Source organism: Pseudomonas sp. AS2.8 (genome assembly GCF_014190935.1).
Lineage (GTDB): Bacteria > Pseudomonadota > Gammaproteobacteria > Pseudomonadales > Pseudomonadaceae > Chryseomonas.
In genome coordinates this window covers 891721-914842 of sequence record NZ_JACHVV010000003.1, presented here as the reverse complement: position 1 = coordinate 914842, position 23122 = coordinate 891721, and the positions used below count along the sequence as shown (strand labels likewise).

Here is a 23122-nt window from a genome sequence, read left to right as displayed (position 1 = left end):
CAGACCTAAGTGCTTGATTTTCAAGCCCCTTCAGCATCTGCGCCGGAAGTGGGGCGCATTATAGGGGAGTTTCAGGACAGGTCAACAGGTTATTTTCAGAAAGGCCAAAAAAGAAGGGGCTGCTTGCGCAGCCCCCTTCTTATAGACCTCTCGCGCCGCTAGCCGCGGCCGACGCGGCGATTGCGCCAGAGGGTGGTGAAGGGTCCGGAAACCGCGTAGGCCAGGAAACCCAACAGCAGAACGCGCGGCGGGTCGGTGAAGACCACAGCAAAGACCAGCACGGCGATCAGGATGACCACGAAAGGTACGCGTCCTTTCAGGCCAAGGGTCTTGAAGCTCCAGTACTTGAAGTTGCTGACCATGAGCATGCCGGCCGCAGCGACCATCAGGGCCACGAGGAGAGACAGCTTGGAGCCCTGGATGCCGAAGTCACTAAAGCACCAGACGGTACCGGCCACCAGGGCCGCCGCGGAAGGACTGGCCAGACCGATGAAGTAGCGCTTGTCCACCGAACCGATCTGGGTGTTGAAGCGGGCCAGGCGCAAGGCAGCGCCTGCCACATAGATGAAGGCAACAGCCCAGCCGACATTACCCAGGCCACTCAGGGCCCACTGGAATGCCAGGATCGCCGGTGCGACGCCAAAGGCGACCATGTCGGAGAGCGAATCGTACTGCTCGCCGAAGGCGCTCTGGGTATTGGTCATGCGGGCGACGCGACCATCCAGGCCATCGAGCACCATGGCGATGAAGATGGCGGCGGCTGCGGCCGAAAAGCCTGCGGAGGCAATGTCGTATTGCCCCTGGATGAAGGCGGTCTGAGCCGCGACACCCTTGATGATCGAATAGAGGCCGGCAAAGAGCGCCGCAGTGGTGAAGAGGTTGGGCAGCAGGTACACGCCACGGCGTCTGATCTTGCGCCCCTGGGCGTCCTGCGTCTCCTCGATGTGTTCATCCACGGGGATGAGGCCGTCGGTGGCTGTGTTGGACGGAGTTTCTTCGGGACGCTCGCTCATGGATTTTCCTTGGGCATTACCTGACGGATTGGACTTACCCCTTAAGGATAGGGTTCAGCCTAACCTCCCATGCTAAGGCATTGCCGGGGTCGTGGGCAGTGCAATAAAAAACGCGGCCGAGGCCGCGTCTTTTACCGCTCGTTGCAGGGCTAACGCCCTGCCCGATCAGTTCTTGGTCTTGTCGACGATCTTGTTAGACGCGATCCAGGGCATCATGGCCCGCAGCTTCTCGCCAACCTGCTCGATCGGGTGAGCCGCGTTGTTGCGACGGTAGGCGGTCATGGAGGCGTAGTTAGACGCGCCCTCGGCCACGAACATCTTGGCGTACTCGCCGTTCTGGATGCGCTTGAGCGCATTCTTCATGGCCGCGCGCGACTCGGCGTTGATCACCTCGGGGCCGGTCACGTACTCGCCGTACTCGGCATTATTGGAGATCGAGTAGTTCATGTTGGCGATGCCGCCTTCGTACATGAGGTCGACGATCAGCTTCAGTTCGTGCAGGCACTCGAAGTAGGCCATTTCCGGCGCGTAGCCGGCTTCGACCAGGGTTTCGAAACCGGCCTTGACCAGCTCGACCGCACCACCGCACAGCACGGCCTGTTCGCCGAACAGGTCGGTTTCGGTCTCGTCCTTGAAGGTGGTTTCGATGATGCCGGTACGGCCGCCGCCGACGCCGCAGGCGTAGGACAGGGCGACGTTCTTGGCATTGCCGGAAGCGTCCTGGTGGACGGCGACCAGATCAGGGATGCCGCCGCCCTTGACGAACTCGGAGCGCACGGTGTGACCCGGCGCCTTGGGCGCGATCATGATGACGTCCAGGTCAGCGCGGGGCACGACCTGGTTGTAGTGGATGGCGAAACCGTGGGCGAAGGCCAGGGTGGCGCCCTGCTTCAGGTTCGGCTCGATCTCGTCCTTGTACAGCTTGGACTGGAATTCGTCGGGGGTCAGGATCATGACCACGTCGGCGGAGGCGACGGCGTCCTTGACCGGCTTGACGGTCAGGCCATGGGCCTCGGCCTTGGCCACGGTGGCCGAGCCACTGCGCAGGCCGACGACGACGTCGACGCCGGAGTCCTTCAGGTTGCAGGCGTGGGCGTGGCCCTGGGAGCCGTAGCCGATGATGGCGACCTTCTTGCCCTGGATGATGGAAAGGTCACAGTCTTTGTCGTAGTAAACGCGCATTGCAGGTTCTCCTGGAAAAGGGGGTATCAGATGCTCAGGGCTTTGTCGCCACGGGAAATTCCGGTCACGCCGCTACGCACCACCTCGAGGATGGACGCGGCGCCGATCGCCTGGATGAAGCTGTCGATCTTCTCGCTGGTGCCCGCCAGCTGAATGGTATACACGCTGCTGCCCACATCGACGATCTGGCCGCGAAAGATATCGGTGGTGCGCTTGACCTCGGCGCGCTGGGCGCCGGTGGCCTTGACCTTGATCAGCAGGAGTTCGCGCTCAATGTGGGCGCTCTCGGACAGGTTGACCAGTTTCACCACCTCGATGAGCTTGTTGAGGTTCTTGGTGATCTGCTCGACCGTCTCTTCCTGGCCGATGGTGGTCAGGGTCAGGCGCGACAGGGTCGGATCCTCGGTCGCGGCGACCGTGAGGCTTTCGATGTTGTAGTTGCGCTGGGAAAACAGGCCGACCACGCGGGACAGGGCACCGGGCTCGTTTTCCAGCAGCAGGGAGATGATGTGTCTCATGTTCAAGTCCGCTCCGTCTTGCTCAGCCACATGTCGCGCATCGCGCCGTCCTTGATCTGCATCGGGTAGACGTGTTCGGTGTTGTCCACGGCGATGTCGAGGAAGACCAGGCGATTCTTCATGGCGAAGGCCTCGGCCATCATCGGCTTGAGGTCTTCCAGACGTTCGATGCGCATGCCGACGTGGCCATAGGCCTCGGCCAGCTTGACGAAGTCCGGCAGGGATTCCATGTAGGAGTGGGAGTACCGGCTGCTGTACTGCATGTCCTGCCACTGGCGGACCATGCCCAGGGCACCGTTGTTGAGGCAGACGATCTTCACCGGCAGGTCGTACTGCATGCAGGTGGAGAGTTCCTGGATGTTCATCTGCACGCTGCCTTCACCAGTGACGCAGGCGACGTCGGCGTCCGGGAAGTTGAGCTTGACGCCCATGGCCGCGGGGAAGCCGAAGCCCATGGTGCCGAGGCCACCGGAATTGATCCAGCGATTGGGTTTGTCGTAGCGATAGTACTGGGCGGCGAACATCTGGTGCTGGCCCACGTCCGAGGTGATGTAGGCATCGCCCGCGGTGACGTCGTACAGGGTCTCGATGACGGTCTGCGGCTTGATGATGCTGCCGTCGCCCTTGTCATAGGGGAACATCTCGCGGCCGCCGCGCCATTCCTCGATCTGCTTCCACCAGGCGGCCTGGCTTTCGGCGTGGGGCTTCTCGCTCAGCTCGCGGACCACGGCGACCATCTCGGTGAGGACACTGTCGACCGGGCCGACGATGGGCACGTCGGCCTTGATGGTCTTGGAGATCGACGCCGGGTCGATGTCGACGTGGATGATCTTGGCGTTCGGGCAGAAGCGCGTGGCGCCGTTGATGACGCGGTCATCGAAGCGCGCGCCCACGGCGAGGATGACGTCGCTGTGGTGCATGGCCAGGTTGGCCGGGTAGCTGCCGTGCATGCCGAGCATGCCGAGGAACTGGCGATCGCTGCCCGGATAGCCGCCGAGGCCCATCAGGGTATTAGTGACCGGCAGGTTGAGCAGGCGCGCCAGCTCGGTGAGGGCCGCGGAGGCGCCACCGAGGATGACACCGCCACCGGCGTAGAGAACCGGGCGCTTGGCCGCCACCAGCATCTCGATGGCCTTGCGGATCTGCCCGGAATGACCGCGTTGCGCCGGATTGTAGGAGCGCAGCTTGATCTTCTTCGGATAGACGTATTCGAATTTCTTGGTCGGATCGCCCATGTCCTTAGGAATGTCGACCACCACCGGACCGGGACGTCCGGACTCGGCGAGGTAGAAGGCCTTCTTGAGGACTTCGGGAATCTCGGAGGGGTGCTTGATGATGAAGCTGTGCTTCACGATCGGCCGGGAGATACCGACCATGTCGGTTTCCTGGAAGGCGTCGGTGCCCACCATGTTGCTCGGCACCTGCCCGGACAGGACCACCATGGGGATGGAGTCCATGTAGGCGGTAGCGATGCCGGTGATGGCGTTGGTCGCACCGGGACCGGAAGTCACCAGGACCACGCCGGCCTTGCCGGTGGCGCGGGCATAGCCGTCGGCCATGTGGGTGGCGGCCTGCTCGTGACGAACCAGGATGTGGTTGAGCGCCGGTTCCTTGAACAGGGCGTCGTAGATGTGCAGCAGGGCACCACCCGGGTACCCGTAGATGTGTTTCACGCCCTCGTCGCGCAAGAAGCGGACGACCATCTCAGCGCCAGTTAATAGCTCCACGTATCACCTCATTCCACGCATGGCGAGCGCCCATTTGAGGACGCTCAAGGTTCGGTTGACTGCAAGGCAGAGCATGGGCGACGGTGGTCACCGACGATTCAGCTGCCTAGAAAGCCTTGTTGGAAGATTCCGATGAATGCTGGAGCTTCCACCCGACGCGAGGTAACGCGGTGCAGGGTATTTGACTGTGGCGGCGCGGGTAGGCACCTCATGGTCTGCCGAGCAGTCAGCTTTGGGCCGACTCGCTACAGCGAACTTTGGATTGTTCGCATTCGACCGGTGCAAGTCAAGCCGAAAGGTGCAACCGGGCGCAATCGGTCGTCGGCGATCAGTCGTGATGAAAAGGTCGACGTCTCCTCTTATAGTGAGGTCCTGTCCTCTCCCCTTCCAGGATTCCCATGCGCTCGATCTTCTGGCTTTCCGCCCTGGCTTTCGCCTGCAGCCTGTCCGCCCAGGCCGCGCAGGTCTACAAGTGGACCGACGACAAGGGCGTCACCCATTTCAGTGCCCAGCCGCCCGAGGGCCAGAAGGCCAACGAGGTGGACGTGAAGACGGCGCCGCAGATCAATGGCGGTGGCAGCGCGCCCACCTACAAGATGCCCAACGGCGCCCAGCAGCCATCGGTGTCCAACGATGCCCAGCAGCAGGAGCTGGATCGCCAGGTGAAGGCGCAGGTGCGCGAGGAGCAGAACAAGCTCAAGGGGCAGTGCGACCAGGCGCGCCAGAATCTGGCGCAGCTGCGCAACAATCCGCGCATCCTGGTGCAGTCCGGTCGTGGCGAGACGCGCCGGCTGAGCGAAGAGGAGCGTCAGCAGCGGCTGGCCGAGACCCAGCTGTCCATCGAGCAGAACTGCGGCAAGTAGCTCAGGCGCTTTCGATGATGCGGTCGAATTCGGCCAGGGACGCCAGCAGGGGCAGGACCGGATCGAGATTGCCCTGGTAGACCATCTCGGCCATCGGCCGGATGCCCGAGCGCGCCGGCAGGACCGCATCGCTTTCGATGATCAGCTTCATCCGCGGCACGAAGATCCACTGCAGCCACTGGGCGAAGCTCAGGGTATCGACGCAGAAAGGCTCCTGGCTGGCCAGGGCCTCGGCGCTGGGCGCCTGCGCCGACCACCAACCGAGCAGGCGCAATTCACGCTCGATCTGCAGCAGCTGATCGGCCAGGGCAGGCAGGCGCTCGTCCATCAGGTACCCACCTGCGCCTTCTGCCGGGCCAGCGCGGCCCCGGAGGCATCGCCCTGGGCCTCGCGGGCCTGGGCGATCAGCTGCCAGAGGCTGGCCTGCAGGGCTGGACGACCATTGGCGTAGGTCAGGGCACGACGGGCCAGTTGCTCGCCCTGGGCCGGATCGTTCTGTGCCAGGCGCACCTGGGCCAGGCGATAGAGCACCTGGGGCTCGCGCGGCGCGATGCGTTGCGCGCGCTCCAGGCTCGAGGAGGCGCCGTTGAGGTCGCCACCGCTCTGCTGTTGCTGGGCGGTAGTCAGCAGGGCCAGCACCGGACCGTCGAGTTGCTCGTCGGCAGCTAGGCCGCCCCCCGTGGAAGTGCTGGCGGAGGGGATGCCGGTCGGCGCGCTGCTGGCAGCTGCGGCGGCGCCCTGAGTGGCGGGCGGATAGACCGGCTGCGAATAGCTGGGCTGCACCGGCGCCTGGGCGGGCGGCGCGCTGGGGCTGGACGAGGTGATCAGCGGCGCCGAGGCCGCCGGCGCGGCATAGGTCTCCAGGGGCGCGGAACTGCCACCCGGCACCATGACGGTCACCCCGGCATCGGCCGGCGCGCTGGGCGCTGCGGCCACCGGAGCCTGGCGCTGCGCCGGCAGGGGCCGGTTGTTGCCCTGGCGATAGAGTTCGCCGTTGGACACCGGACCGCCGGAATCGACCACGGGAATGGCGCCACGCTGCGGCGCGGCGCAACCGGCGAGGAGAACACCGGCGATCATCACCGGCCAGACTGCTTTCGTCACCTTGGGACCTCTCAATTCAACCAACCCTTGACCCAATCCATGACCGGACTGCCGCTGTTGCCGTTGCCGTTGCCGCCGGTGGCGGGTGCGGCCGGTGCGCCACAGGAAGCGCCCGCTGGCGGCTCACTGCCGCGAATATAAGGCATCTGCACGGCATTGGGACACGAGGGATCCGTGCCGCGGCCGGTGGTGGCATCGACCCAGGCCTGGGTGATGTTTTCCGGCACCGGCATGTCCAGGGAGACCGGATCGGCGCGGCGCATGAAGTTGCTCCAGACCTGCAGGGCGCCGGTGGCACCGGTCAGCGGTGTCTTGCCGTTGTCGTCGCGCCCCAGCCAGACCACCGCCAGCAGATCCTGGCTGAAGCCGGAGAACCAGCTGTCGCGGGAATCGTTGGTGGTACCGGTCTTGCCTGCCAGGTTCACGCTGGTGGGGATCTGGTTGTAGACCGAGCGACCGGTGCCCTCGCGCATGACGCGCTGCATGGCGTACTGCACCAGGTAGATGGCGCCGGTATCGAAGCGCTGCTCGATCTGGAACGGATAGCGCTTGAGCGGCTCGCCGTTGGCGTCGAGCACGCTGCGGATGCTGCGCAGCGGCGTATTGAAGCCGCCGTTGGCCAACGTCTGGTACATGGTCGCCACTTCCATGGGCGTCAGGGCGCCAGCGCCGAGCAGGGTCGCCGGGTAAGGCGGCAGGGCGCGACTCACACCCAGGCGCTCGACGGTCTTGAGCACCTCGGGCAGCCCCAGGTCCAGGCCCAGCCGCGCCGTGGAGAGGTTGTAGGAATGCGCCAGCCCCTGGTAGAGGAAGATGGTGCCGTGCGCCTTGTGCTCGTAGTTCTGTGGCCGCCAGACCTGGCCGTCGGCGCCTTTCACCGAGAAGGGCTCGTCCTGGATCAGGGTGGTCAGGGTGTACTTGCTGGGGCGTTCCAGGGCGGTGAGATAGACCGCCGGCTTGATCAGCGAGCCGACCTGGCGCACCGCATCGAGGGCGCGGTTGTAGCCGGCGAAGCGCGGATCGCGGCCACCCAGCAGCGCCTGGACCTCACCGGTTTCCGGGTTGGTCACCACCATAGCCGACTCGACGTTTTCCGCACCCTTGCGGCCGTCGATGCGCTTCATGGCCTCGCCCATGGCCGCTTCGGCCTTGGTCTGCAGGATCGGGTCGAAGCTGGTGAAGATGCGCAGCCCTTCCTCGGTGAGGTCTTCGTCGCGATAGTCCTGCTTGAGCTGGCGCTTGACCAGGTCGACGAAGGCCGGGAAGGAGCTGTTGGTCAGGCTGCCGGCCTTGGTGATGCCCAGCGGGCGGGCCTTGGCAGCCTCGGCCTCGGTGGCGCTGACCACGCCCTGCTCGGCCATGAGGTCGAGTACCAGGTTGCGACGGGTCATGGCGCGCTCGGGATAGCGACGCGGGTTGTAGTAGGACGGGCCCTTCACCAGACCGACCAGCAGGGCTACCTGATGCAGTTTCAGTTCGCTGAAGGGCTGGCCGAAGAAGTACTGGGCGGCCAGACCGAAGCCGTGGATGGCGCGCGAGCCGTCCTGACCGAGGAACACCTCGTTGAGGTAGGCCTCGAGGATCTCCTGCTTGCTGTAGTGCAGCTCCAGCAGCAGCGCCATCAGGGCTTCGGTACCCTTGCGGGTGATGCTGCGCTCGTTGGTGAGGTAGAAGTTCTTGACCAGCTGCTGGGTCAGGGTACTGCCACCCTGGCGCACCTGACCGCTGGTGGCGTTGACCCAGACGGCGCGCGCGATGGACTTGGGCGAGACGCCGTGGTGATGCCAGAACTCGCGGTCCTCGACCGCCACCAGGCCATCGACCAGGTGCGGTGGCGCCTGATCGAGCTTGATGAGGATGCGATCCTCGTTATGCGCCGGATAGATGCCGCCGATCATCAGCGGTTCCAGGCGGGCCACGGCCAGATTGCTGCCATCCAGGGCGCTGACGCCGGAGACGGTGCCGCCGGCGAAGCGCACGCGGATCGCCCGGGCCGGCTCGACGCCTTCGTAGAACTGGAAGCCGCGGGTGTTCAGCTCGACCGTGGAGGCACCCACGGAAACGCTGCCGGGGCCGTCCACGGTCTTCTCGCGGCGATAGCCGAGGGCATCGAGTTCGGTGAGGAAGTCATCACGGCTGAGCTTGACGCCATTGAACAATTCCAGCGGTCGGGCATAGACCTTGGCCGGGATGGTCCAGCGCTTGCCGGAGAATTTTTCCTGGACCACGGCATCCAGATAGATGCATACGCCAGCCAGGGCTACCAGCGCGACCAGACCAAGCTTGACTGCCCAGCCGGACAGACGGCGCCAGTCAAAGGTCTTGCGCTTGCGGGAACGAGAGGATCGGGGTCGCTTCATGGCGGCGCATTATACGCACTTGCCCGTTGGCCGACAGCGGCCTGCCAGCGCTTCGTCAGCTGGGGTTCAAGGATGCCCCTTCCCGGTGTCGTGGCTTGCGTGGACCGCCCTGGCAGCGATAATGCCGCCATTCATTTCCTACAAGGACCGCCCGTGAGCCAGCTCCTGATTTCCGCCCTGCAGAACCCGGCGCTCTATCCCCACCCCACCTCGGCGTTCCGGGTCATCGAAACCCATATTTCCTGGGTCGTGCTGACCGGCGAGGTCGCCTACAAGATCAAGAAGCCGGTGAATTTCGGTTTCCTCGACTTCACCGACCTGGAGGCCCGTGGCCACTTCTGCCGTGAGGAGCTGCGCCTCAACCAGCGCCTGACCCGCGATCTCTACCGGGACGTGGTGGCCATCACCGGCAGCGAAGCCGCCCCCGAGCTGGATGGCCGCGGTCCGGTGATCGAATACGCCCTGCGCATGCGCGAATTTCCCCAGAGCCAGCTGCTCAGCGAAGTGCAGCAGCGCGGCGAACTGACCGAGGCGCACATCGACGCCCTGGCCGCACAGATCGCCCGCTTCCACCTGGCAGCGCCTCAAGTGGCGACCGAGCATCCGCTGTGCACTCCGGACGCCGCCATGGCGCCGGTGCGGCAAAATTTCGAGCAGATCCGCGCCATGCTCGGTGAGGCGGCCGACCTCAAGCAGCTCGACCAGCTGGAAGCCTGGGCCGAAGCCAGCTACGCCCGCCTGCTGCCGCTGTTCGAAGCCCGCTGCCGTGACGGTTTCATCCGCGAATGCCATGGCGACATCCATCTGGCCAACGCCACCCTGCTCGACGGCGAGGTGGTGCTGTTCGACTGCATCGAGTTCAACGAGCCCTTCCGCCTGACCGACACCATGGGCGATGCCGGCTTCCTGGCCATGGACCTGGAAGACCGTGGCCTCAAGGCGCTGAGCAACAGATTCGTCAATGCCTACTTCGAGGCGACCGGCGACTATGCCGGCCTTGCCCTGCTCGACTTCTACAAGGCCTATCGCGCCATGGTGCGCGCCAAGATCGCCCTCTTCCGCCTGGGCCAGGCCGAGGAGCCGGCGCTGCGGGCCGAGATTCTCGCCAGCTATCGCAGCTATACGGCCCTGGCCGAGGGCTACACCCAGGTGCCCCAGCCCTTCGCGGCGGTGATGCATGGTGTCTCGGGCATCGGCAAGAGCACCGTGGCCCTGGCCCTGGTGGAGGCGCTCGGCGCCATTCGCCTGAGATCCGATGTCGAGCGCCAGCGCCTCTATGCCGACAGCGACGAGGCCACCCGTTACAGCGCCGCAGCCGGCGAAGCCACCTATGCGCGCCTGCACGAGATCGGCGCCCAGGTGCTGGCGGCCGGCTATCCGCTGGTGCTCGACGCCACCTATCTCAAGCAGGCCCAGCGCGCCGCGGCCCAGGCCCTGGCCGAAGCCCAGGCCGCCCCCCTGCTGATCATCGATTGTCAGGCGGACGACGAGCTCATCGCCCGCTGGCTGCAGGAGCGGCAGGCCGAGGGGAGCGATCCTTCCGAAGCCACCCTCGCGGTGGTGGCAGCCCAGCGCCAGGCGCAGGACCCGCTTGAACCCGCCGAGCAGGATCGGGCGCTGGTGGTGGAGCTGGGGCGCGCGGGACAGCTGGAGGCCCTGCCGGCTCGACTGCTGCGCCGTCTGGGTCGCGCCCCGGCCTGACCACGACCTCCTGGGGGGCAGAACAAGCGTTCCGTCACAGCTCGTGGAGTTGTGGATTTACGGTCGCCGACGAGCGGCTTATCGTGCGACCCACGTCACAACCTCTGCGTAACAAGAAGGAATTGGCACCATGTACCTCATCGGCGATCAGCCTCCCTATGTCGATCAGCTGCGTCAGGCGCTGCAGGCCATTCCGGCGCAACTGGTCAGTGGTGTGGCGCCGAGTCGGCAGCCCCTGCAGCTGACTCCCGCCGCCCTGCTGCAGGACTGGATGCGCAATGACGAGGTCTATCTGATCCAACGCGGCCCGCTGCGGGTGGTCCTGGATCAGCGGGCGCTGTTCCAGCTCGGCGAAGGCGATCTGATCGGCCTGGGGCGCACTCTGGATCTGCCGACCCTCAACTACGAGAGCGAGGCCGACGTGCGGGTGCTGCCCTACGACCGCGAGACCTTTCTCGCGGCGGCCACCGCCACGCCGGTCCAGCGCGATGCCCTGCTGAGGTACATGCTGGGCCAGCAGTCGCTGCTGGCGCAGGCGCTGATCCGGCTCAAGCCGCCGGTCACCCAACCGGCGACCGGCTTCCGTCGCTATGCCGCCGGCGAGGTCATCATCCGCCAGGGCGACTCCGCCGAGCATGTCTTCGTCATCACCGAAGGCCATGCCGAGGCCTGGGTGGATGGCTGCAAGGTCGGCGAGGTGTGCCAGGACGAGATCGTCGGCGCCCTGGCGGTCTTCACCCATACGCCGCGCACCGCCAGCGTCATCGCCAAGACCGTCTGTACCGTGCTGGTGATTCCCCAGGATCAGTTCGTCTCGCTGATGGAGACCACCCCGCGCATCGCCCACAGCCTTATCGAGAACATGGCGCGCCATATCGATACGCTGAACAAGGAAGTCACCCGCCTGCGCAGTGCCCCGGAACGGCCCGCTGGCAGTAATTAAGAAATATTCTCGAATACGCTTGACGATGGAATGAGAATTGTTATTATTCAACTCAGCCGGTCGCGAGATCGGTCGATAACTGGAGGTCCAGCAGTGGTCTTCGGGTTATCTCCTCATCAGGCTAATCACGGTTTTGGACCCGGCTCTGCCGGGTCTTTTTTTGCCTGAAATCTGGCGCTAGCGCCGGTCCAGTACGGGCGGTGCACGCTCTGCCAGTCGTTCCTCACCCAGGACATAGGCCGCCTGCAGCTGGGCGACGGCTCGCGCTGCGCTGGCGGTATCGCGGGCATGGACCAGGCCCAGCGGCCGATCCTGAGCCACCCGCTCGCCTGGCAAAGCCAGATCAGCCAGGCCTACGGCGGGATCCACCTCATCTTCCGGACGTTGCCGACCACCACCCAGTTCGACCACCAGCAGACCGAGGGCGCGGGTATCGACCTGCTGCACCCAGCCCGGGCGAGCCGGATAAACGGCGCGCACGACCGGAGCCCGAGGCAGATGCTGCCAGGGCCGCTCGGTCAGGTCGGACGGACCGCCCAGGGCCAGGTTCATCGCCGCGAAACGCGCCAGGGCGGCGCCGCTCTGCCAGGCCTCCAGCACCAGGCGCTCGGCCGCCATGGCATCGCTGGCGAGTCCGGCCAGTTGCAGCGCTTCCCCAGCCAACGCCTGGATCACCTGCCAGAGGCGCTCGCTGCGCACCTCGCCGGTCAGCAGGGCGATGGCCTCCTCCACCTCCAGGGCATTGCCGGCGCTGCGCGCCAGCGGCTGGCTCATGTCGGTGACCAGGGCGCGGGTACGGACCCCTGCCGCTTCGGCGACTTCGACGATGCTGTCGGCCAGGCGCAGGGCGGCCTCCTGCTCGGCCATGAAGGCGCCGCCGCCGGTCTTGACGTCCATGACCAGCACGTCCAGGCCGGCGGCCAGTTTCTTGGCCAGGATGGAGGCGGTGATCAGGTCCACCGATTCCACCGTGGCGGTGACATCGCGGATGGCATAGAGGCGGCGATCGGCCGGGGCCAGATCGGCGTCCGGCCCGACGATGGCGCACCCCACCTCGGCCACCACCTGGCGAAAGCGCACGAGGCCGGGGCGGATGCGATAGCCAGGGATACTCTCCAGCTTGTCGAGGGTGCCGCCGGTATGGCCCAGGCCGCGCCCGGAGATCATCGGCACATGGCAGCCACAGGCGGCGAGCAGCGGCGCCAGCACCAGGCTGGTGAGATCGCCCACGCCGCCGGTGGAATGCTTGTCCACCACCGGCCCCGGCAGGTCCCAGTGCAGCACCTGGCCGCTGTCGCGCATGGCCAGGGTCAGGGCGGTGCGCTCGGCGGCGGTCATGCCGCGCAGCAGGGTAGCCATGGCGAAGGCGGCGATCTGACCTTCGCCGAGGCTGTCATCGACGATGCCGCTGACCAGGCGCTGGAGGTCCGCAGCGGACAACTCCAGGCCATCGCGCTTCTGGCGGATCACTTCCTGGGCGAGCCACATGGGCGGACTCCTTAGAAGTCGTCGAAGGCGCCGGGCAGCAGCTCGGCCAGGGTCCAGGTGCGGGTACGGCCGGGTTCGCTGCCGCTGCAGACGATGGTCGCGTCGGGCGCCATCAGTTCCAGCAGCACCTGGCGGCAGGCGCCACAGGGACTGATCAGGGGGACGCCCGGCGCGTGGATGGCCATGGCGGTGAAGCTACGCGGCGGCAGGCCCCGGCTGATGGCGGCGAACAGGGCGCTGCGCTCGGCGCAGTTGGTCAGGCCGTAGGAGATGTTTTCCACGTTGCAGCCATGGATGACCTCGCCCTCGGCGGTCAGCAGGGCGGCGCCCACGGGAAATTCCGAATGCGGACAGTAGGCGCGCTCGGCCGCAGCGACCGCCTCCGGAAGCAGTGCGGCCAGGTGCGCAGGCAGGTTGGTGCTCATGACGGTCTCCAGATCAGAATTGATAACCCACCCCCACATAGTAGCCCCAGCCATTGGAGCGACCCTCGAAGGAGCCCTCGCCAAAGTTCAGCTCGGTGCCGTCGCGCCAGTTGCCGCCATTGTGGAAATGCCGCGCAGCGAACATGAAGCGCAGGTGGGTGAAGGCATAGAGCAGCACATTGGTGGACACGGTGGCGTTGGCCGTACGACCCGGCTCGTCGCCCAGCTTCGAACCGAAATCGAAGTTGGTGAAGCCGACATAGGTCAGGGAGGCGCCGTTGTCGAACTTGGCCAGCGGCCAGATGTACTTGAGCTGGGCCCGATAGCCGTCCCAGGAATTCTCGTTGGCGGCGCCATAGTTTTCCCACTGGCGGCGGCCGTACAGGTTGGCGGACAGCAGTACCGGGGTATGGGTCTCGATATCGGTACCGAAGCCGGCATAGAGGGTGTTCTGCCGGCTGGCCTGGCTGCTGCCGTGGTCGTAGATCCAGTCGAAGGCCAGGTACCACTCCTTGAAGGGCCCGAAGGCCAGCGAGCGACCGGTGAGCTGATCAATGGAGATACGTGGTTCGTGCTCCATGAACAGGGGCGAACCGCGGTCCCAGACGCCGCCGTCATGGCTGTTGCCGATGCCCAGCACCTTGGGCACATCGATGTAGCCATAGAGCTCGAAGGCCCCCTTGCGGCCGAAGTACTCGTACTCCAGATAAACGTCGTCCACGGGCTGCGGGCCGAAGCTGATGTCCTTGCTGCCGATCAGGGTCAGATCCTGGTTGTACCAGGACGACAGATAGGGCGAGCGATTGTCCGTCTGTTGCGCGGCGGGACTGGCGGTCTCGCCCTGGGCGCTGTCGGTGGCGACGGCGGGAGCGGCCAACAGCTGGGCGCTGCAGCAGAACAGGAACGGTAGCGCGCCGAAGCGCAGGCGACGGAGGCGGGAAAAGGTCATGGAGAGGGTTCCTGAGCGAAAGCCTTGAGAAGCCGCGGGCAACGCGTGGCGGCGAAGCAGGCGCACGCCACGGTCATCCGCTGTTACGTTTTGGCGCACCCAGGCCAGCTGTGCACCATAAAGTGGACCGGATGGTCCGATCGTCATCGACCTAGAGGCCGATGAAGAAGCCGGCCAGGGCCGCGCTCATCAGGTTGGCCAGGGTGCCGCCGAGCATGGCGCGCAGGCCCAGCTGAGCCAGTTCGTGACGCCGCTGGGGCGCGATGCCGCCCAGGCCGCCGAGCTGGATAGCGATGGAAGAGAGGTTGGCGAAGCCGCAGAGGGCGAAGGTGACGATGACCTGGGTGTGCGCCGAGAGCGGCTGAACGCCCGCCGCCGCCGACTTGACCGGGTCCAGATAGGTCGAGAGATCGGCATAGGCGACGAATTCGTTGAGCACCAGCTTCTGGCCGATGAAGCCACCGGCCTGCACCGCCTCGCTCCAGGGCACCCCGATCAGGAAAGCCACCGGCGCCAGCAGATAGCCCAGCACCAGCTGCATGCTCAGCTGCGGCAGGCCGAACCAGGCGCCGCACCAGCCGAGGATGCCGTTGAGCAGGGCGATCAGGGCGATGAAGGCCAGCAGCATGGCGCCGACCGCCAGGGCGATGCGCAAGCCGACCTGGGCGCCTTCGGCGGCCGCGTCTATGACGTTGGCCGGGCGCTCCTCCCCTTCTCCCAGGGTCTTCATGGCCTGGTCGCGCGGCTGTTCGGTCTCCGGCTCCATCAGCTTGGCCATCAGCAGGCCGCCCGGGGCGGCCATGAAGCTGGCGGCGATCAGGTACTTGAGCTCCACGCCCATGCCGGCGTAGCCCAGCAGCACCGAACCGGCCACCGCGGCGAAACCGCCGACCATGATGGCGAACAGCTCCGAGCGGGTGAGATCGGCGATGAAGGGCCGCACCACCAGCGGCATTTCCGACTGGCCGAGAAACAGGGTCGCGGTGACCGTGGTGGATTCCACCCGACTGGTGCCGAGCAGGGCGTGCAGCGCGCCGCCCACCAGGCGGATGATCCAGCCCATGATGCCCAGGTAGTAGAGCACCGCGATCAGGCTGCCGAAGAAGACGATCAGGGGCAAAACCCGCACGGCGAAGACGAAGCCACCGTTACCGAAGTACTCGAACATCTTGGGTCCGGCGAGACCGCCGAAGAGGAACTCGATGCCCTTGTCGGCATAGAGCTGCAGCGAAGAGACGGCGCCGGAGACGCTGCCGAGCACCTGCTGGCCCCAGGGAATGTAGAGGACGAACAGGCCGAGCCCCGCCTGTAACAGAAAGGCCGCGAGCACGGTACGCACGCGAATGGCGCGCCGCTGGCGGGAAAAGAGGATGGCGATGGCCACCAGCAACAGCATGCCCAACACAGAGATCATCAAGAGACTCCTGACAGGATCGCCCGATAGCGGCGATCAATGGGCGATATCCGTAAGCAAGGCGCCTGCCAGATCTTGTCCGGGTGATCAGCTTTTTGTGACTGCCCAGTCAGCGAGGCGTAGCGGTCGGTCCAGTTGCAGACCCACGGGCGAGAGCCGCGCCCCATAAGCCAGCACCTGCACACCCTGGCGACGGGCTTCGCCCAGGGCCAGGGCATAGGCAGCATCGATTTCCGCCGCCGGACGCACCGCCTCGATGCCGTCGAGCAACACGCAATAGAGCAGCACGGCCCGCTCACCGGCCGCCGCCAGGGCCGCCAGCTCGCGCAGATGGCGGGCCCCGCGGGTGGTCACGGCATCGGGAAAGGCGGCGACCGCGGTGTCGGCAAAGCCCAGGGTGACGCTCTTGACCTCCAGATACAGTGGCCCCGCGGGATACTCCAGGCGGAAATCGGCGCGACTGTTCTCCAGGCCGTAGGCCACCTCCCGGCGCAGGGCGGTGAAGCCGGCCAGCTCGGGAATGCCACCGGCCAGCAAGGCCTCTTCCACCAGGCGATTGGCACGGGCGGTATTGATGCAGGCCAGGCGCCCGTGATCCGTCTCGACCAGCTCCCAGGTGCCGGGCAGCTTGCGCTTGGGACCACTGGCCCGGCTGAACCAGACTCGGGCGCCGGCCGGCTGGCAATGGAGCATTGACCCGGTATTGGGGCAGTGCAGGGTCAGCACCTCACCGCTGGCGGTCTCGATGTCGGCGAGAAAACGCTTGTAGCGGCGCAGCAGGCGACCTTCCTCCAGGGGTGGATCGAATCTCACCGGGCGCTCCAGCGCTGCAGGCCCTGGGCGATGCGCGCGACAGCCTCTTCCAGGCGCGGCAGCGACTGGGTGTAGGCGAAGCGCACATGGGTATCGGCGCGGTGGCGACCGAAGTCCAGGCCGGGGGTGATGGCCACGTGCTCGGTCTCCAGCAGGAACTGGCAGAAGGCATAGGCATCGCCGCCAAAGGCTGCGATGTCGGCATAGAGATAGAAGGCGCCCTGGGGCTCGACGGCGATCCTGAAGCCCAGCTGGCGCAGCGCCGGCAGCAGGTAGTCGCGGCGGCGGGCGAATTCGGCGCGGCGGTCTTCGAAGATGGCCATGGCTTCCGGCGTGAAACAGGCCAGGGCCGCCTGCTGGGCCACGGTGGAGGCGCTGATGTAGAGATTCTGCGCCAGTTTTTCCAGCTCCGGCACGGCGGCACGCGGCGCCACCAGCCAGCCGAGGCGCCAGCCGGTCATGCCGAAGTACTTGGAGAAGCTGTTGAGCACGAAGGCCGAATCATCCACCTCCAGCACGCTGGGGGCATCCAGGCCATAGGTCAGGCCGTGGTAGATCTCGTCCACTACCAAGTGGCCACCGCGGGCCCTGAGGGCGGCCGACAGCCCGGCGAGTTCGTCACGATCCAGCAGGGTGCCGGTCGGATTGGCCGGCGAGGCCACCAAGGCGCCGACGCTGTCCGCCTGCCAGTGCCGCTCGACCAGGTCGGGGGTGAGCTGGTAGCGGGTGTCGGCGCCGACCGGGATCAGCTGGGCCGCGCCCTCCACCAGGCGCAGAAAGTGGCGATTGCAAGGATAGCCGGGATCGGCCAGCAGCCAGTGACGCCCGGGATCGACCAGCAGGGCGCTGGCCAGCAGCAGGGCGCCCGAGCCGCCGGGGGTGATCAACACCCGCTCCGGATCCAGGTCGACGCCGTAGCGCTCGCCATAGAAGGCGGCGATGGCGCGGCGCAACTCCGGCAGGCCGCGGGCCGCAGTGTAGCGGGTCTGACCGGCTGCCAGCGCGGCCTGCCCAGCGGCGACCACCGGGGCGGCGGTGGTGAAATCGGGCTCGCCGATCTCCAGGTGGATGACGTCGTGCCCGGCGGCCTGGAGCTGGTTGGCACGCTCCAGCAGGGCCATCACATGGAAGGGCTCGATGGCCTGGCTGCGTGCGCTGTAGGAATTGGACATGGACAGGGTCCGAACTTGTGGCGAAGGCGGGATTCTAACCAAGGCTTCGCAGACCGGCACCCGCCGCGTCAGCAAGGAGCGGGAGGCCAGTAGTAGCGCCCCCTGGAAGCTTCTGGTAAGTTCGCCGGCTTGCATCCGCAGGGCGACTGGCCAGTCGAGAACATATTCAGCCTGGCGTCGGCATTGCGCGGGACGCCATCGGCAGCCACAGACCCCGGGCGTTCCAACATGGAGAGGCCTGGAAACGCATCCAGCCTGTGGACAGGATCAGCGAAAGTGAGAGGGTCAATCATGCCCAGCGAAGCAAATCAGCAGAACAATCATCTGGCCCGTGGCTACGAACCCTACCAGCCTGCCAAGGGCGAGGAATACATGAGTGAGCGCATGCGCGCCCACTTCACCGGCATTCTGAACAAGTGGAAGCAGGAACTGCGCGAAGAAGTCGATCGCACCGTGCACCACATGAAGGAAGAAGCGGCCAACTTCGCCGACCCGGCCGATCGCGCGACCCAGGAAGAGGAATTCAGCCTGGAACTGCGTGCCCGCGACCGCGAGCGCAAGCTGATCAAGAAGATCGACGAGACGCTGCAGCTGATCGAAGACAACGAATACGGCTGGTGCGACTCTTGCGGCGTGGAAATCGGTATCCGTCGTCTAGAAGCCCGTCCGACCGCCAGTCTGTGCATCGACTGCAAGACCCTGGCCGAGATCCGCGAAAAGCAGACCGGGACCTGAGTCCCGCTGCCTCACCGAAGAGGGCGCTACGGCGCCCTTTGTTCTTTGCAGACTTCGGCTATCTCCGACAGCTACAGGTTGAGCTATGTCCAGGCGCCCCTATGTCGGCCGGTTCGCTCCCACGCCCAGCGGCTATCTGCACTTCGGTTCGCTGGTCGCCGCCCTTGCCTCCTACCTGGATGCCCGCGCCGCGGGCGGGCGCTGGCTGGTGCGCATGGAAGACCTGGATCCGCCGCGCGAGGTCCCGGGCGCCCAGGCGGCCATCCTTACCACCCTGGAGGCCTACGGCTTCGAATGGGACGGCCCGGTGCTGCGCCAGAGCGAGCGCCTGGACGCCTATCGCGCGGTCATCGCGCAGTGGCTGGCCAGCGGGCTGGCCTATGCCTGTGACTGCTCGCGCAAGCAGCTCGAAGGCAGTGGCGGACTCTACCCCGGCTACTGCCGCAATCGCGGCCTGCCGGAAACGGGCGCCGCCATCCGCATCCGCGTCCCTGAGCTGGACTACCGCTTCGTCGACCGCGTGCAGGGCGAATTCCGCCATCACCTGGGGCGCGAGGTGGGTGACTTCGTCATCCAGCGTCGCGACGGCCTGATCGCCTACCAGCTGGCGGTGGTGATGGACGATGCCCTGCAGGGCATGACCAACGTGGTGCGGGGCGCCGACCTGCTGGATTCCACGCCGCGCCAGCTCTATCTGCAGGAATTGCTCGGCCATCCGTCGCCGCGCTACCTGCATGTGCCGCTACTGATCCAGCCCGACGGCCACAAGCTGGGTAAGAGTTACCGCTCGCCGCCGCTGCCTTCCGAACAGGCCGGCGCCCTGCTGGTACGCGCCCTGCGCGCCCTGGGCCAGCCGACCCACCCGGCGCTGGCCGAGGAGCCCCCGACCAGGGTACTGGCCTGGGGCGTCGCCCACTGGGACGCCGCGCTGATCCCGCGGGTGCCGCACCTGGCCGAAGCCCAGCTGCCGGACTAGTAGTTGGGCCAGAGTCCGGGCGTGACCAACTCCAGCAGGTGCCCGTCCGGATCGCGGAAATACAGGCTGATCGCGCCACGTGGCCATTGGGTGCGCTCCTCGATGGCGACTTCGGCAGCTGCCAGGTGCGCGGCCCAGGCCTCCAGCTCGTCCGCCGCGATTGCCAGGGCCAGGTGCTGACAGCCCTGGGCGCCGTGAGGCGGGATGCAGCCGCCCGGCAACCTGGCCGGTTGCTCGGTAGTGCCCCGCTGGAACAGCAACAGGACGCTGGCGCCCACTGCATAGGCGGCCAGGCGTTCGTCGGCGAACAAGGGCGCCAGGCCCAGCACCTCGTCATAGAAGCGCCGGGCCCTCGGCAGATTGGCGACATAGAGCGCGGTTTCCAGCACGGCGGCGAGGCGGGGCCTGGTCATCGGCGAACTCCAGCGGGCAAGGAAGCCTTCACCGTAGAAGCCCCCCTCTCCGGGGTACAGCGCTTTTGCTTTACCATGGCGCCATCGCCGTTCGGGAACCGCGCATGTACATCTACCGGCTGGTCCTGCTCCTTGTGGTAGGCATCTATCTGTTCTCCCCCGCCATCATGGATTGGTGGATCGCTCCCAGCGGCGCCTGGTATCGCCCCTACCTGCTGTGGCTCATCCTCATCGTGGTGACCTTCATCCTGCAGAGCCAGCGCGATGCCGACGAGCTTTAGTCTGTCCCAACTGGTCCTGATCAGCGCCGGTTACCTGCTGATCTTCTTTGGCGTCGCCTGGATGACCGAGAAGGGCTGGGTGCCGCGCCGGCTGGTGCGCCATCCGCTGATCTACACCCTGTCGCTTGGCGTCTATGCCAGCGCCTGGGCCTTCTATGGCACCGTGGGCCTGGCCTACGACTACGGCTACGGCTTTCTCGCCTATTACCTGGGGCTGTGCGGCGCCTTTCTGCTGGCGCCGGTATTGCTCTATCCCATCCTGCGCCTGACCCGCGCCTACCAGTTGGCCTCGCTGGCCGATCTCTTCGCCTTCCGCTTCCGCAGCACCTGGGCCGGCGCCCTCACCAGCCTGGGCATGCTGATCGCCGTGCTGCCGCTGCTGGCGCTGCAGATCCAGGCGGTGGCCACCAGCACCGGCATTCTGGTGCAGGCCCGCGCCCAGGACGCCCCGGCGCTGGGCTTCTGCCTGCTGATCACCCTGTTCGCCATGCTCTTCGGCGCGCGCCAGATCAATTCCAAGGAGCGCCACGAGGGCCTGGTGGTGGCCATCGCCTTCGAATCCCTGGTCAAGCTGCTGGCCCTGGGCATCGTTGGCGGCGTCACCCTCTATACCGTGTTCGGCGGCCCCAACGGCCTGGAGACCTGGCTGCAGCAGAACCAGAGCGCCCTCTCCACCCTGCACACCCCGCTGCAGGAAGGCCCCTGGCGGATCCTGCTGCTGGTGTTCTTCGCCGCAGCCATCGTCACCCCGCACATGTACCACATGGCCTTTACCGAGAATCTCAGCCCCCAGGCGCTGGTCAGCGCCAGCTGGGGCCTGCCGCTGTTCCTGCTGCTGATCAGCCTGGCGGTGCCGCCGATTCTCTGGGGTGGCCTGGCGCTGGGTTCGCCGACGCCGCCGGAGTACTTCACCCTGGGCGTGGGCCTGGCGCTGGACAATCCGCTGCTGGCGCTGGTGGCCTTTGTCGGCGGCCTGTCGGCGGCCAGCGGCCTGATCATCGTGGTGACCATGGCGCTGTCGGGCATGCTGCTCAACCACATCGTGCTGCCGCTCTACCAGCCGCCCACCGACGGCAACATCTATCGCTGGCTGCGCATGACCCGGCGCATGCTGATCGCCGCCATCATCCTCGGCAGCTACGGCTTCTATCGCCTGCTGCAGGGCCATGGCGATCTCTCCAGCCTGGGCATTGTCTCCTTTGTCGCCACCGTGCAATTCCTGCCCGGCGCGCTGTCGGTGCTCTACTGGCAGACGGCCAATCGCAAGGGCTTCATCGCCGGCCTGCTGTGCGGCCTGGGCCTGTGGTTCCTGAGCATGCTCATGCCGCTGGTGGCCGACATCAACCCGCTGCACATCGGCGTCTTCAGCTATCGCATCAGCGCCAGCAACTGGCACCTCGCCGCCGTGGCCTCGCTGACCGTCAACGTGCTGGTGTTCGCCCTGGTCTCGCTGTTCACCGAGGCCAGCGAAGAAGAGAAGAGCGCCGCCGAGGCCTGCGCGGTGGACAACGTCCGCCGCCCGCAGCGCCGCGAACTGGCGGCCAGCTCGCCCCAGGACTTCGCCGCCCAGCTGGCCAAACCACTGGGCGCCAAGACCGCGCAAAAGGAAGTCGAGCGCGCCCTGGCCGACCTGCTGCTGCCCTATGACGAGCGCCGCCCCTATGCCCTGCGCCGGTTGCGCGATCGCATCGAGGCCAACCTCTCGGGACTGATGGGCCCGCGGGTCGCCCAGGACATCGTCGAGACCTTTCTGCCGTTCAAGGCCGAAAGCGAGGCCTATGCCACCGAAGACATCCACTTCATAGAGAATCGCCTGGAAGACTACCAGTCGCGCCTGACGGGCCTGGCCGCCGAGCTGGACGCCCTGCGCCGCTATCACCGCCAGACCCTGCAGGAGCTGCCCATGGGCGTCTGCTCCCTGGCCCGCGACCGCGAGATCCTCATGTGGAATCGCGCCATGGAAGAACTCACCGGCATCGACGGCGCCCGGGTGGTGGGCTCGCGCCTGAGCGCCCTGCCCGATCCCTGGCAGGACCTGTTCGAGCGCTTTCTCGCCGAACCGGCGCAGCAGCACCTCTACAAGCAGCGGCTGCCCCAGGAACACGAGCAGCGCTGGCTCAACCTGCACAAGGCAACCATCGACGAACCCCTGGCGGTGGGCAGCAACGGTACGGTGCTGGTGGTGGAAGACATCAGCGAGACCCAGCTGCTGGAAGACCGCCTGATCCACTCCGAGCGCCTGGCCTCCATCGGCCGGCTGGCCGCAGGCGTCGCCCACGAGATTGGCAACCCGGTCACCGGCATCGCCTGCCTGGCGCAGAATCTGCGCGAAGAGCGCGAGGCGGACGAAGAGATCGACGAGATCAGCAGCCAGATCATCGAGCAGACCCGCCGCATCACCCGCATCGTCCAGTCGCTGATGAGTTTCGCCCATGCCGGCGGCCGCCAGCAGGCCCACGAACCGGTGTGCGTGGCCGAGGCGGCCCAGGAGGCCATCGCCCTGCTCTCGCTCAATCGTCAGAGTGTAGACGTCGACTTCTTCAATCTCTGCGACCCGGAACACTTGGTGCAGGGCGATCCCCAACGGCTGGTGCAGGTGATGATCAACCTGCTGTCCAACGCCCGCGACGCCTCGCCGCCCGGCGCGCCGATCCGGGTGCGCAGCGAGGCCCACGGCCAGACCGTGACCCTGAGCGTCGAGGACGAAGGCAGCGGCATTCCCAAGGCCATCGTCAGTCGGCTGTTCGAACCCTTCTTCACCACCAAGGATCCGGGCAAGGGGACAGGGCTTGGCTTGGCGCTGGTCTATTCCATCGTAGAAGAGCATTATGGTCAGATAATGATCGATAGTCCTACCGACCCCGTGACCGGCCAGGGCACCCGCATTCGGGTACTGCTGCCGCGCTATCTCGGGTTGCCGGAGGCGCCGTGACGGAGCCATCCGCCTGCTGGATGGATCTGCTAAAGCATTCGGAAGTCCAGACGACCGCGACAAGACACGCTGCCTGGCGTGGGTCGTCTTGCCTTCCCGTAAGAGAGCGCACT

The 23122-nt window shown here is 66.2% G+C and carries 21 protein-coding genes; 7 read left to right on the top strand and 14 right to left on the bottom strand.

Annotated elements, in window-relative coordinates:
- Positions 1–158: 158 nt before the first annotated feature.
- The 4 genes from pssA to FHR73_RS16665 form a co-directional block, all read right to left on the bottom strand.
- Positions 159–1013, bottom strand: coding sequence for a CDP-diacylglycerol--serine O-phosphatidyltransferase (gene pssA, locus FHR73_RS16680; RefSeq protein WP_183632732.1), 855 nt, complete (start codon positions 1011–1013; stop codon positions 159–161).
- Between the two features lie 165 nt (positions 1014–1178).
- The gene (ilvC, locus tag FHR73_RS16675; RefSeq protein ID WP_007159689.1) at positions 1179–2195 is read right to left on the bottom strand and encodes a ketol-acid reductoisomerase; all 1017 of its coding nucleotides are present in this window, start codon (positions 2193–2195) and stop codon (positions 1179–1181) included.
- Positions 2196–2221: 26 nt separating this feature from the next.
- The gene (gene ilvN / locus FHR73_RS16670) at positions 2222–2713 is read right to left on the bottom strand and encodes an acetolactate synthase small subunit (RefSeq protein WP_007159690.1); all 492 of its coding nucleotides are present in this window, start codon (positions 2711–2713) and stop codon (positions 2222–2224) included.
- 2 nt (positions 2714–2715) lie between these two features.
- Entirely contained in the window at positions 2716–4440 is a 1725-nt protein-coding gene (locus FHR73_RS16665) for an acetolactate synthase 3 large subunit (RefSeq protein WP_133861908.1), read from the bottom strand.
- A gap of 398 nt (positions 4441–4838) precedes the next feature.
- On the opposite strand from FHR73_RS16665, the gene FHR73_RS16660 reads away from it, so the two are divergent.
- A complete protein-coding gene (locus FHR73_RS16660; RefSeq protein ID WP_183632730.1) occupies positions 4839–5303 on the top strand; it encodes a DUF4124 domain-containing protein in 465 nt (154 codons plus the stop codon).
- Between the two features lies 1 nt (position 5304).
- Here FHR73_RS16660 and FHR73_RS16655 read toward each other — a convergent pair whose 3' ends face one another.
- Genes FHR73_RS16655 through mrcB form a run of 3 tightly spaced genes read right to left on the bottom strand, consistent with a single transcriptional unit; the run spans position 5305 to position 8767 of the window.
- On the bottom strand, positions 5305–5631 hold the full coding sequence (locus tag FHR73_RS16655) for a YqcC family protein (protein WP_007159693.1): 327 nt from the start codon (positions 5629–5631) through the stop codon (positions 5305–5307).
- Positions 5631–6383, bottom strand: a complete 753-nt coding sequence (locus FHR73_RS16650) for a M48 family metallopeptidase (RefSeq protein ID WP_183632781.1) — start codon at positions 6381–6383, stop codon at positions 5631–5633. Before FHR73_RS16650 ends, FHR73_RS16655 begins: the two co-directional genes overlap by 1 nt.
- 35 nt (positions 6384–6418) lie before the next feature.
- Positions 6419–8767 carry a penicillin-binding protein 1B gene (gene mrcB / locus FHR73_RS16645; protein ID WP_183632728.1) on the bottom strand — a complete coding sequence of 783 codons (2349 nt, stop codon included), beginning with the start codon at positions 8765–8767 and terminating at the stop codon, positions 6419–6421.
- A 153-nt stretch (positions 8768–8920) separates the two neighbouring features.
- Between mrcB and FHR73_RS16640 the strand changes: the two genes are divergently transcribed.
- Positions 8921–10468 (top strand): bifunctional aminoglycoside phosphotransferase/ATP-binding protein, encoded by a 1548-nt coding sequence (locus FHR73_RS16640; protein WP_183632726.1) that lies wholly within the window; start codon positions 8921–8923, stop codon positions 10466–10468.
- A 130-nt stretch (positions 10469–10598) separates the two neighbouring features.
- Entirely contained in the window at positions 10599–11411 is an 813-nt protein-coding gene (locus FHR73_RS16635; protein WP_183632724.1) for a cyclic nucleotide-binding domain-containing protein, read from the top strand.
- Between the two features lie 177 nt (positions 11412–11588).
- On the opposite strand, the gene deoA is transcribed toward FHR73_RS16635, so the two are convergent.
- From deoA to FHR73_RS16605, 6 genes are all read right to left on the bottom strand, one after another.
- On the bottom strand, positions 11589–12899 hold the full coding sequence (gene deoA / locus FHR73_RS16630; protein ID WP_183632721.1) for a thymidine phosphorylase: 1311 nt from the start codon (positions 12897–12899) through the stop codon (positions 11589–11591).
- An 11-nt stretch (positions 12900–12910) separates the two neighbouring features.
- A complete protein-coding gene (locus tag FHR73_RS16625; protein WP_158895645.1) occupies positions 12911–13324 on the bottom strand; it encodes a cytidine deaminase in 414 nt (137 codons plus the stop codon).
- Positions 13325–13337: 13 nt separating this feature from the next.
- Complete coding sequence (locus tag FHR73_RS16620) at positions 13338–14273, bottom strand: nucleoside-specific channel-forming protein Tsx (RefSeq protein WP_260175715.1); 936 nt, start codon at positions 14271–14273, stop codon at positions 13338–13340.
- A gap of 151 nt (positions 14274–14424) precedes the next feature.
- On the bottom strand, positions 14425–15687 hold the full coding sequence (locus FHR73_RS16615; RefSeq protein ID WP_183632719.1) for a NupC/NupG family nucleoside CNT transporter: 1263 nt from the start codon (positions 15685–15687) through the stop codon (positions 14425–14427).
- Positions 15688–15774: 87 nt separating this feature from the next.
- Positions 15775–16500, bottom strand: a complete 726-nt coding sequence (sfsA, locus tag FHR73_RS16610; RefSeq protein ID WP_183632717.1) for a DNA/RNA nuclease SfsA — start codon at positions 16498–16500, stop codon at positions 15775–15777.
- The gene (locus FHR73_RS16605; RefSeq protein WP_183632715.1) at positions 16497–17672 is read right to left on the bottom strand and encodes a pyridoxal phosphate-dependent aminotransferase; all 1176 of its coding nucleotides are present in this window, start codon (positions 17670–17672) and stop codon (positions 16497–16499) included. Before FHR73_RS16605 ends, sfsA begins: the two co-directional genes overlap by 4 nt.
- Before the next feature lie 291 nt (positions 17673–17963).
- Between FHR73_RS16605 and dksA the strand changes: the two genes are divergently transcribed.
- Both dksA and gluQRS read left to right on the top strand, forming a co-directional pair.
- The gene (gene dksA / locus FHR73_RS16600) at positions 17964–18407 is read left to right on the top strand and encodes an RNA polymerase-binding protein DksA (protein ID WP_007159704.1); all 444 of its coding nucleotides are present in this window, start codon (positions 17964–17966) and stop codon (positions 18405–18407) included.
- Between the two features lie 85 nt (positions 18408–18492).
- Positions 18493–19383: a tRNA glutamyl-Q(34) synthetase GluQRS gene (gene gluQRS, locus FHR73_RS16595; protein ID WP_183632713.1), complete on the top strand. Its 891-nt coding sequence runs from the start codon at positions 18493–18495 to the stop codon at positions 19381–19383.
- Here gluQRS and FHR73_RS16590 read toward each other — a convergent pair.
- A complete protein-coding gene (locus FHR73_RS16590; RefSeq protein ID WP_183632711.1) occupies positions 19380–19796 on the bottom strand; it encodes a VOC family protein in 417 nt (138 codons plus the stop codon). The two genes, gluQRS and FHR73_RS16590, sit on opposite strands and share 4 nt — an antisense overlap.
- Before the next feature lie 104 nt (positions 19797–19900).
- Between FHR73_RS16590 and FHR73_RS16585 the strand changes: the two genes are divergently transcribed.
- On the top strand, positions 19901–20077 hold the full coding sequence (locus FHR73_RS16585) for a hypothetical protein (protein ID WP_007159707.1): 177 nt from the start codon (positions 19901–19903) through the stop codon (positions 20075–20077).
- Positions 20061–23009 carry a sensor histidine kinase gene (locus tag FHR73_RS16580; RefSeq protein WP_183632709.1) on the top strand — a complete coding sequence of 983 codons (2949 nt, stop codon included), beginning with the start codon at positions 20061–20063 and terminating at the stop codon, positions 23007–23009. The genes FHR73_RS16585 and FHR73_RS16580 overlap by 17 nt, the downstream gene beginning before the upstream one ends.
- Positions 23010–23122: the final 113 nt, after the last annotated feature.

Coding starts and splice junctions, on each gene's coding strand:
- ilvN (WP_007159690.1), bottom strand. CDS start 2,713: ATGAGACACATCATCTCCCTGCTGCTGGAAAACGAGCCCGGTGCCCTG.
- ilvC (WP_007159689.1), bottom strand. CDS start 2,195: ATGCGCGTTTACTACGACAAAGACTGTGACCTTTCCATCATCCAGGGC.
- deoA (WP_183632721.1), bottom strand. CDS start 12,899: ATGTGGCTCGCCCAGGAAGTGATCCGCCAGAAGCGCGATGGCCTGGAG.
- FHR73_RS16650 (WP_183632781.1), bottom strand. CDS start 6,383: ATGATCGCCGGTGTTCTCCTCGCCGGTTGCGCCGCGCCGCAGCGTGGC.
- FHR73_RS16585 (WP_007159707.1), top strand. CDS start 19,901: ATGTACATCTACCGGCTGGTCCTGCTCCTTGTGGTAGGCATCTATCTG.
- dksA (WP_007159704.1), top strand. CDS start 17,964: ATGCCCAGCGAAGCAAATCAGCAGAACAATCATCTGGCCCGTGGCTAC.
- mrcB (WP_183632728.1), bottom strand. CDS start 8,767: ATGAAGCGACCCCGATCCTCTCGTTCCCGCAAGCGCAAGACCTTTGAC.
- FHR73_RS16605 (WP_183632715.1), bottom strand. CDS start 17,672: ATGTCCAATTCCTACAGCGCACGCAGCCAGGCCATCGAGCCCTTCCAT.
- FHR73_RS16655 (WP_007159693.1), bottom strand. CDS start 5,631: ATGGACGAGCGCCTGCCTGCCCTGGCCGATCAGCTGCTGCAGATCGAG.
- FHR73_RS16660 (WP_183632730.1), top strand. CDS start 4,839: ATGCGCTCGATCTTCTGGCTTTCCGCCCTGGCTTTCGCCTGCAGCCTG.
- gluQRS (WP_183632713.1), top strand. CDS start 18,493: ATGTCCAGGCGCCCCTATGTCGGCCGGTTCGCTCCCACGCCCAGCGGC.
- FHR73_RS16590 (WP_183632711.1), bottom strand. CDS start 19,796: ATGACCAGGCCCCGCCTCGCCGCCGTGCTGGAAACCGCGCTCTATGTC.
- FHR73_RS16635 (WP_183632724.1), top strand. CDS start 10,599: ATGTACCTCATCGGCGATCAGCCTCCCTATGTCGATCAGCTGCGTCAG.
- pssA (WP_183632732.1), bottom strand. CDS start 1,013: ATGAGCGAGCGTCCCGAAGAAACTCCGTCCAACACAGCCACCGACGGC.
- FHR73_RS16580 (WP_183632709.1), top strand. CDS start 20,061: ATGCCGACGAGCTTTAGTCTGTCCCAACTGGTCCTGATCAGCGCCGGT.
- FHR73_RS16620 (WP_260175715.1), bottom strand. CDS start 14,273: ATGACCTTTTCCCGCCTCCGTCGCCTGCGCTTCGGCGCGCTACCGTTC.
- FHR73_RS16625 (WP_158895645.1), bottom strand. CDS start 13,324: ATGAGCACCAACCTGCCTGCGCACCTGGCCGCACTGCTTCCGGAGGCG.
- FHR73_RS16615 (WP_183632719.1), bottom strand. CDS start 15,687: ATGATCTCTGTGTTGGGCATGCTGTTGCTGGTGGCCATCGCCATCCTC.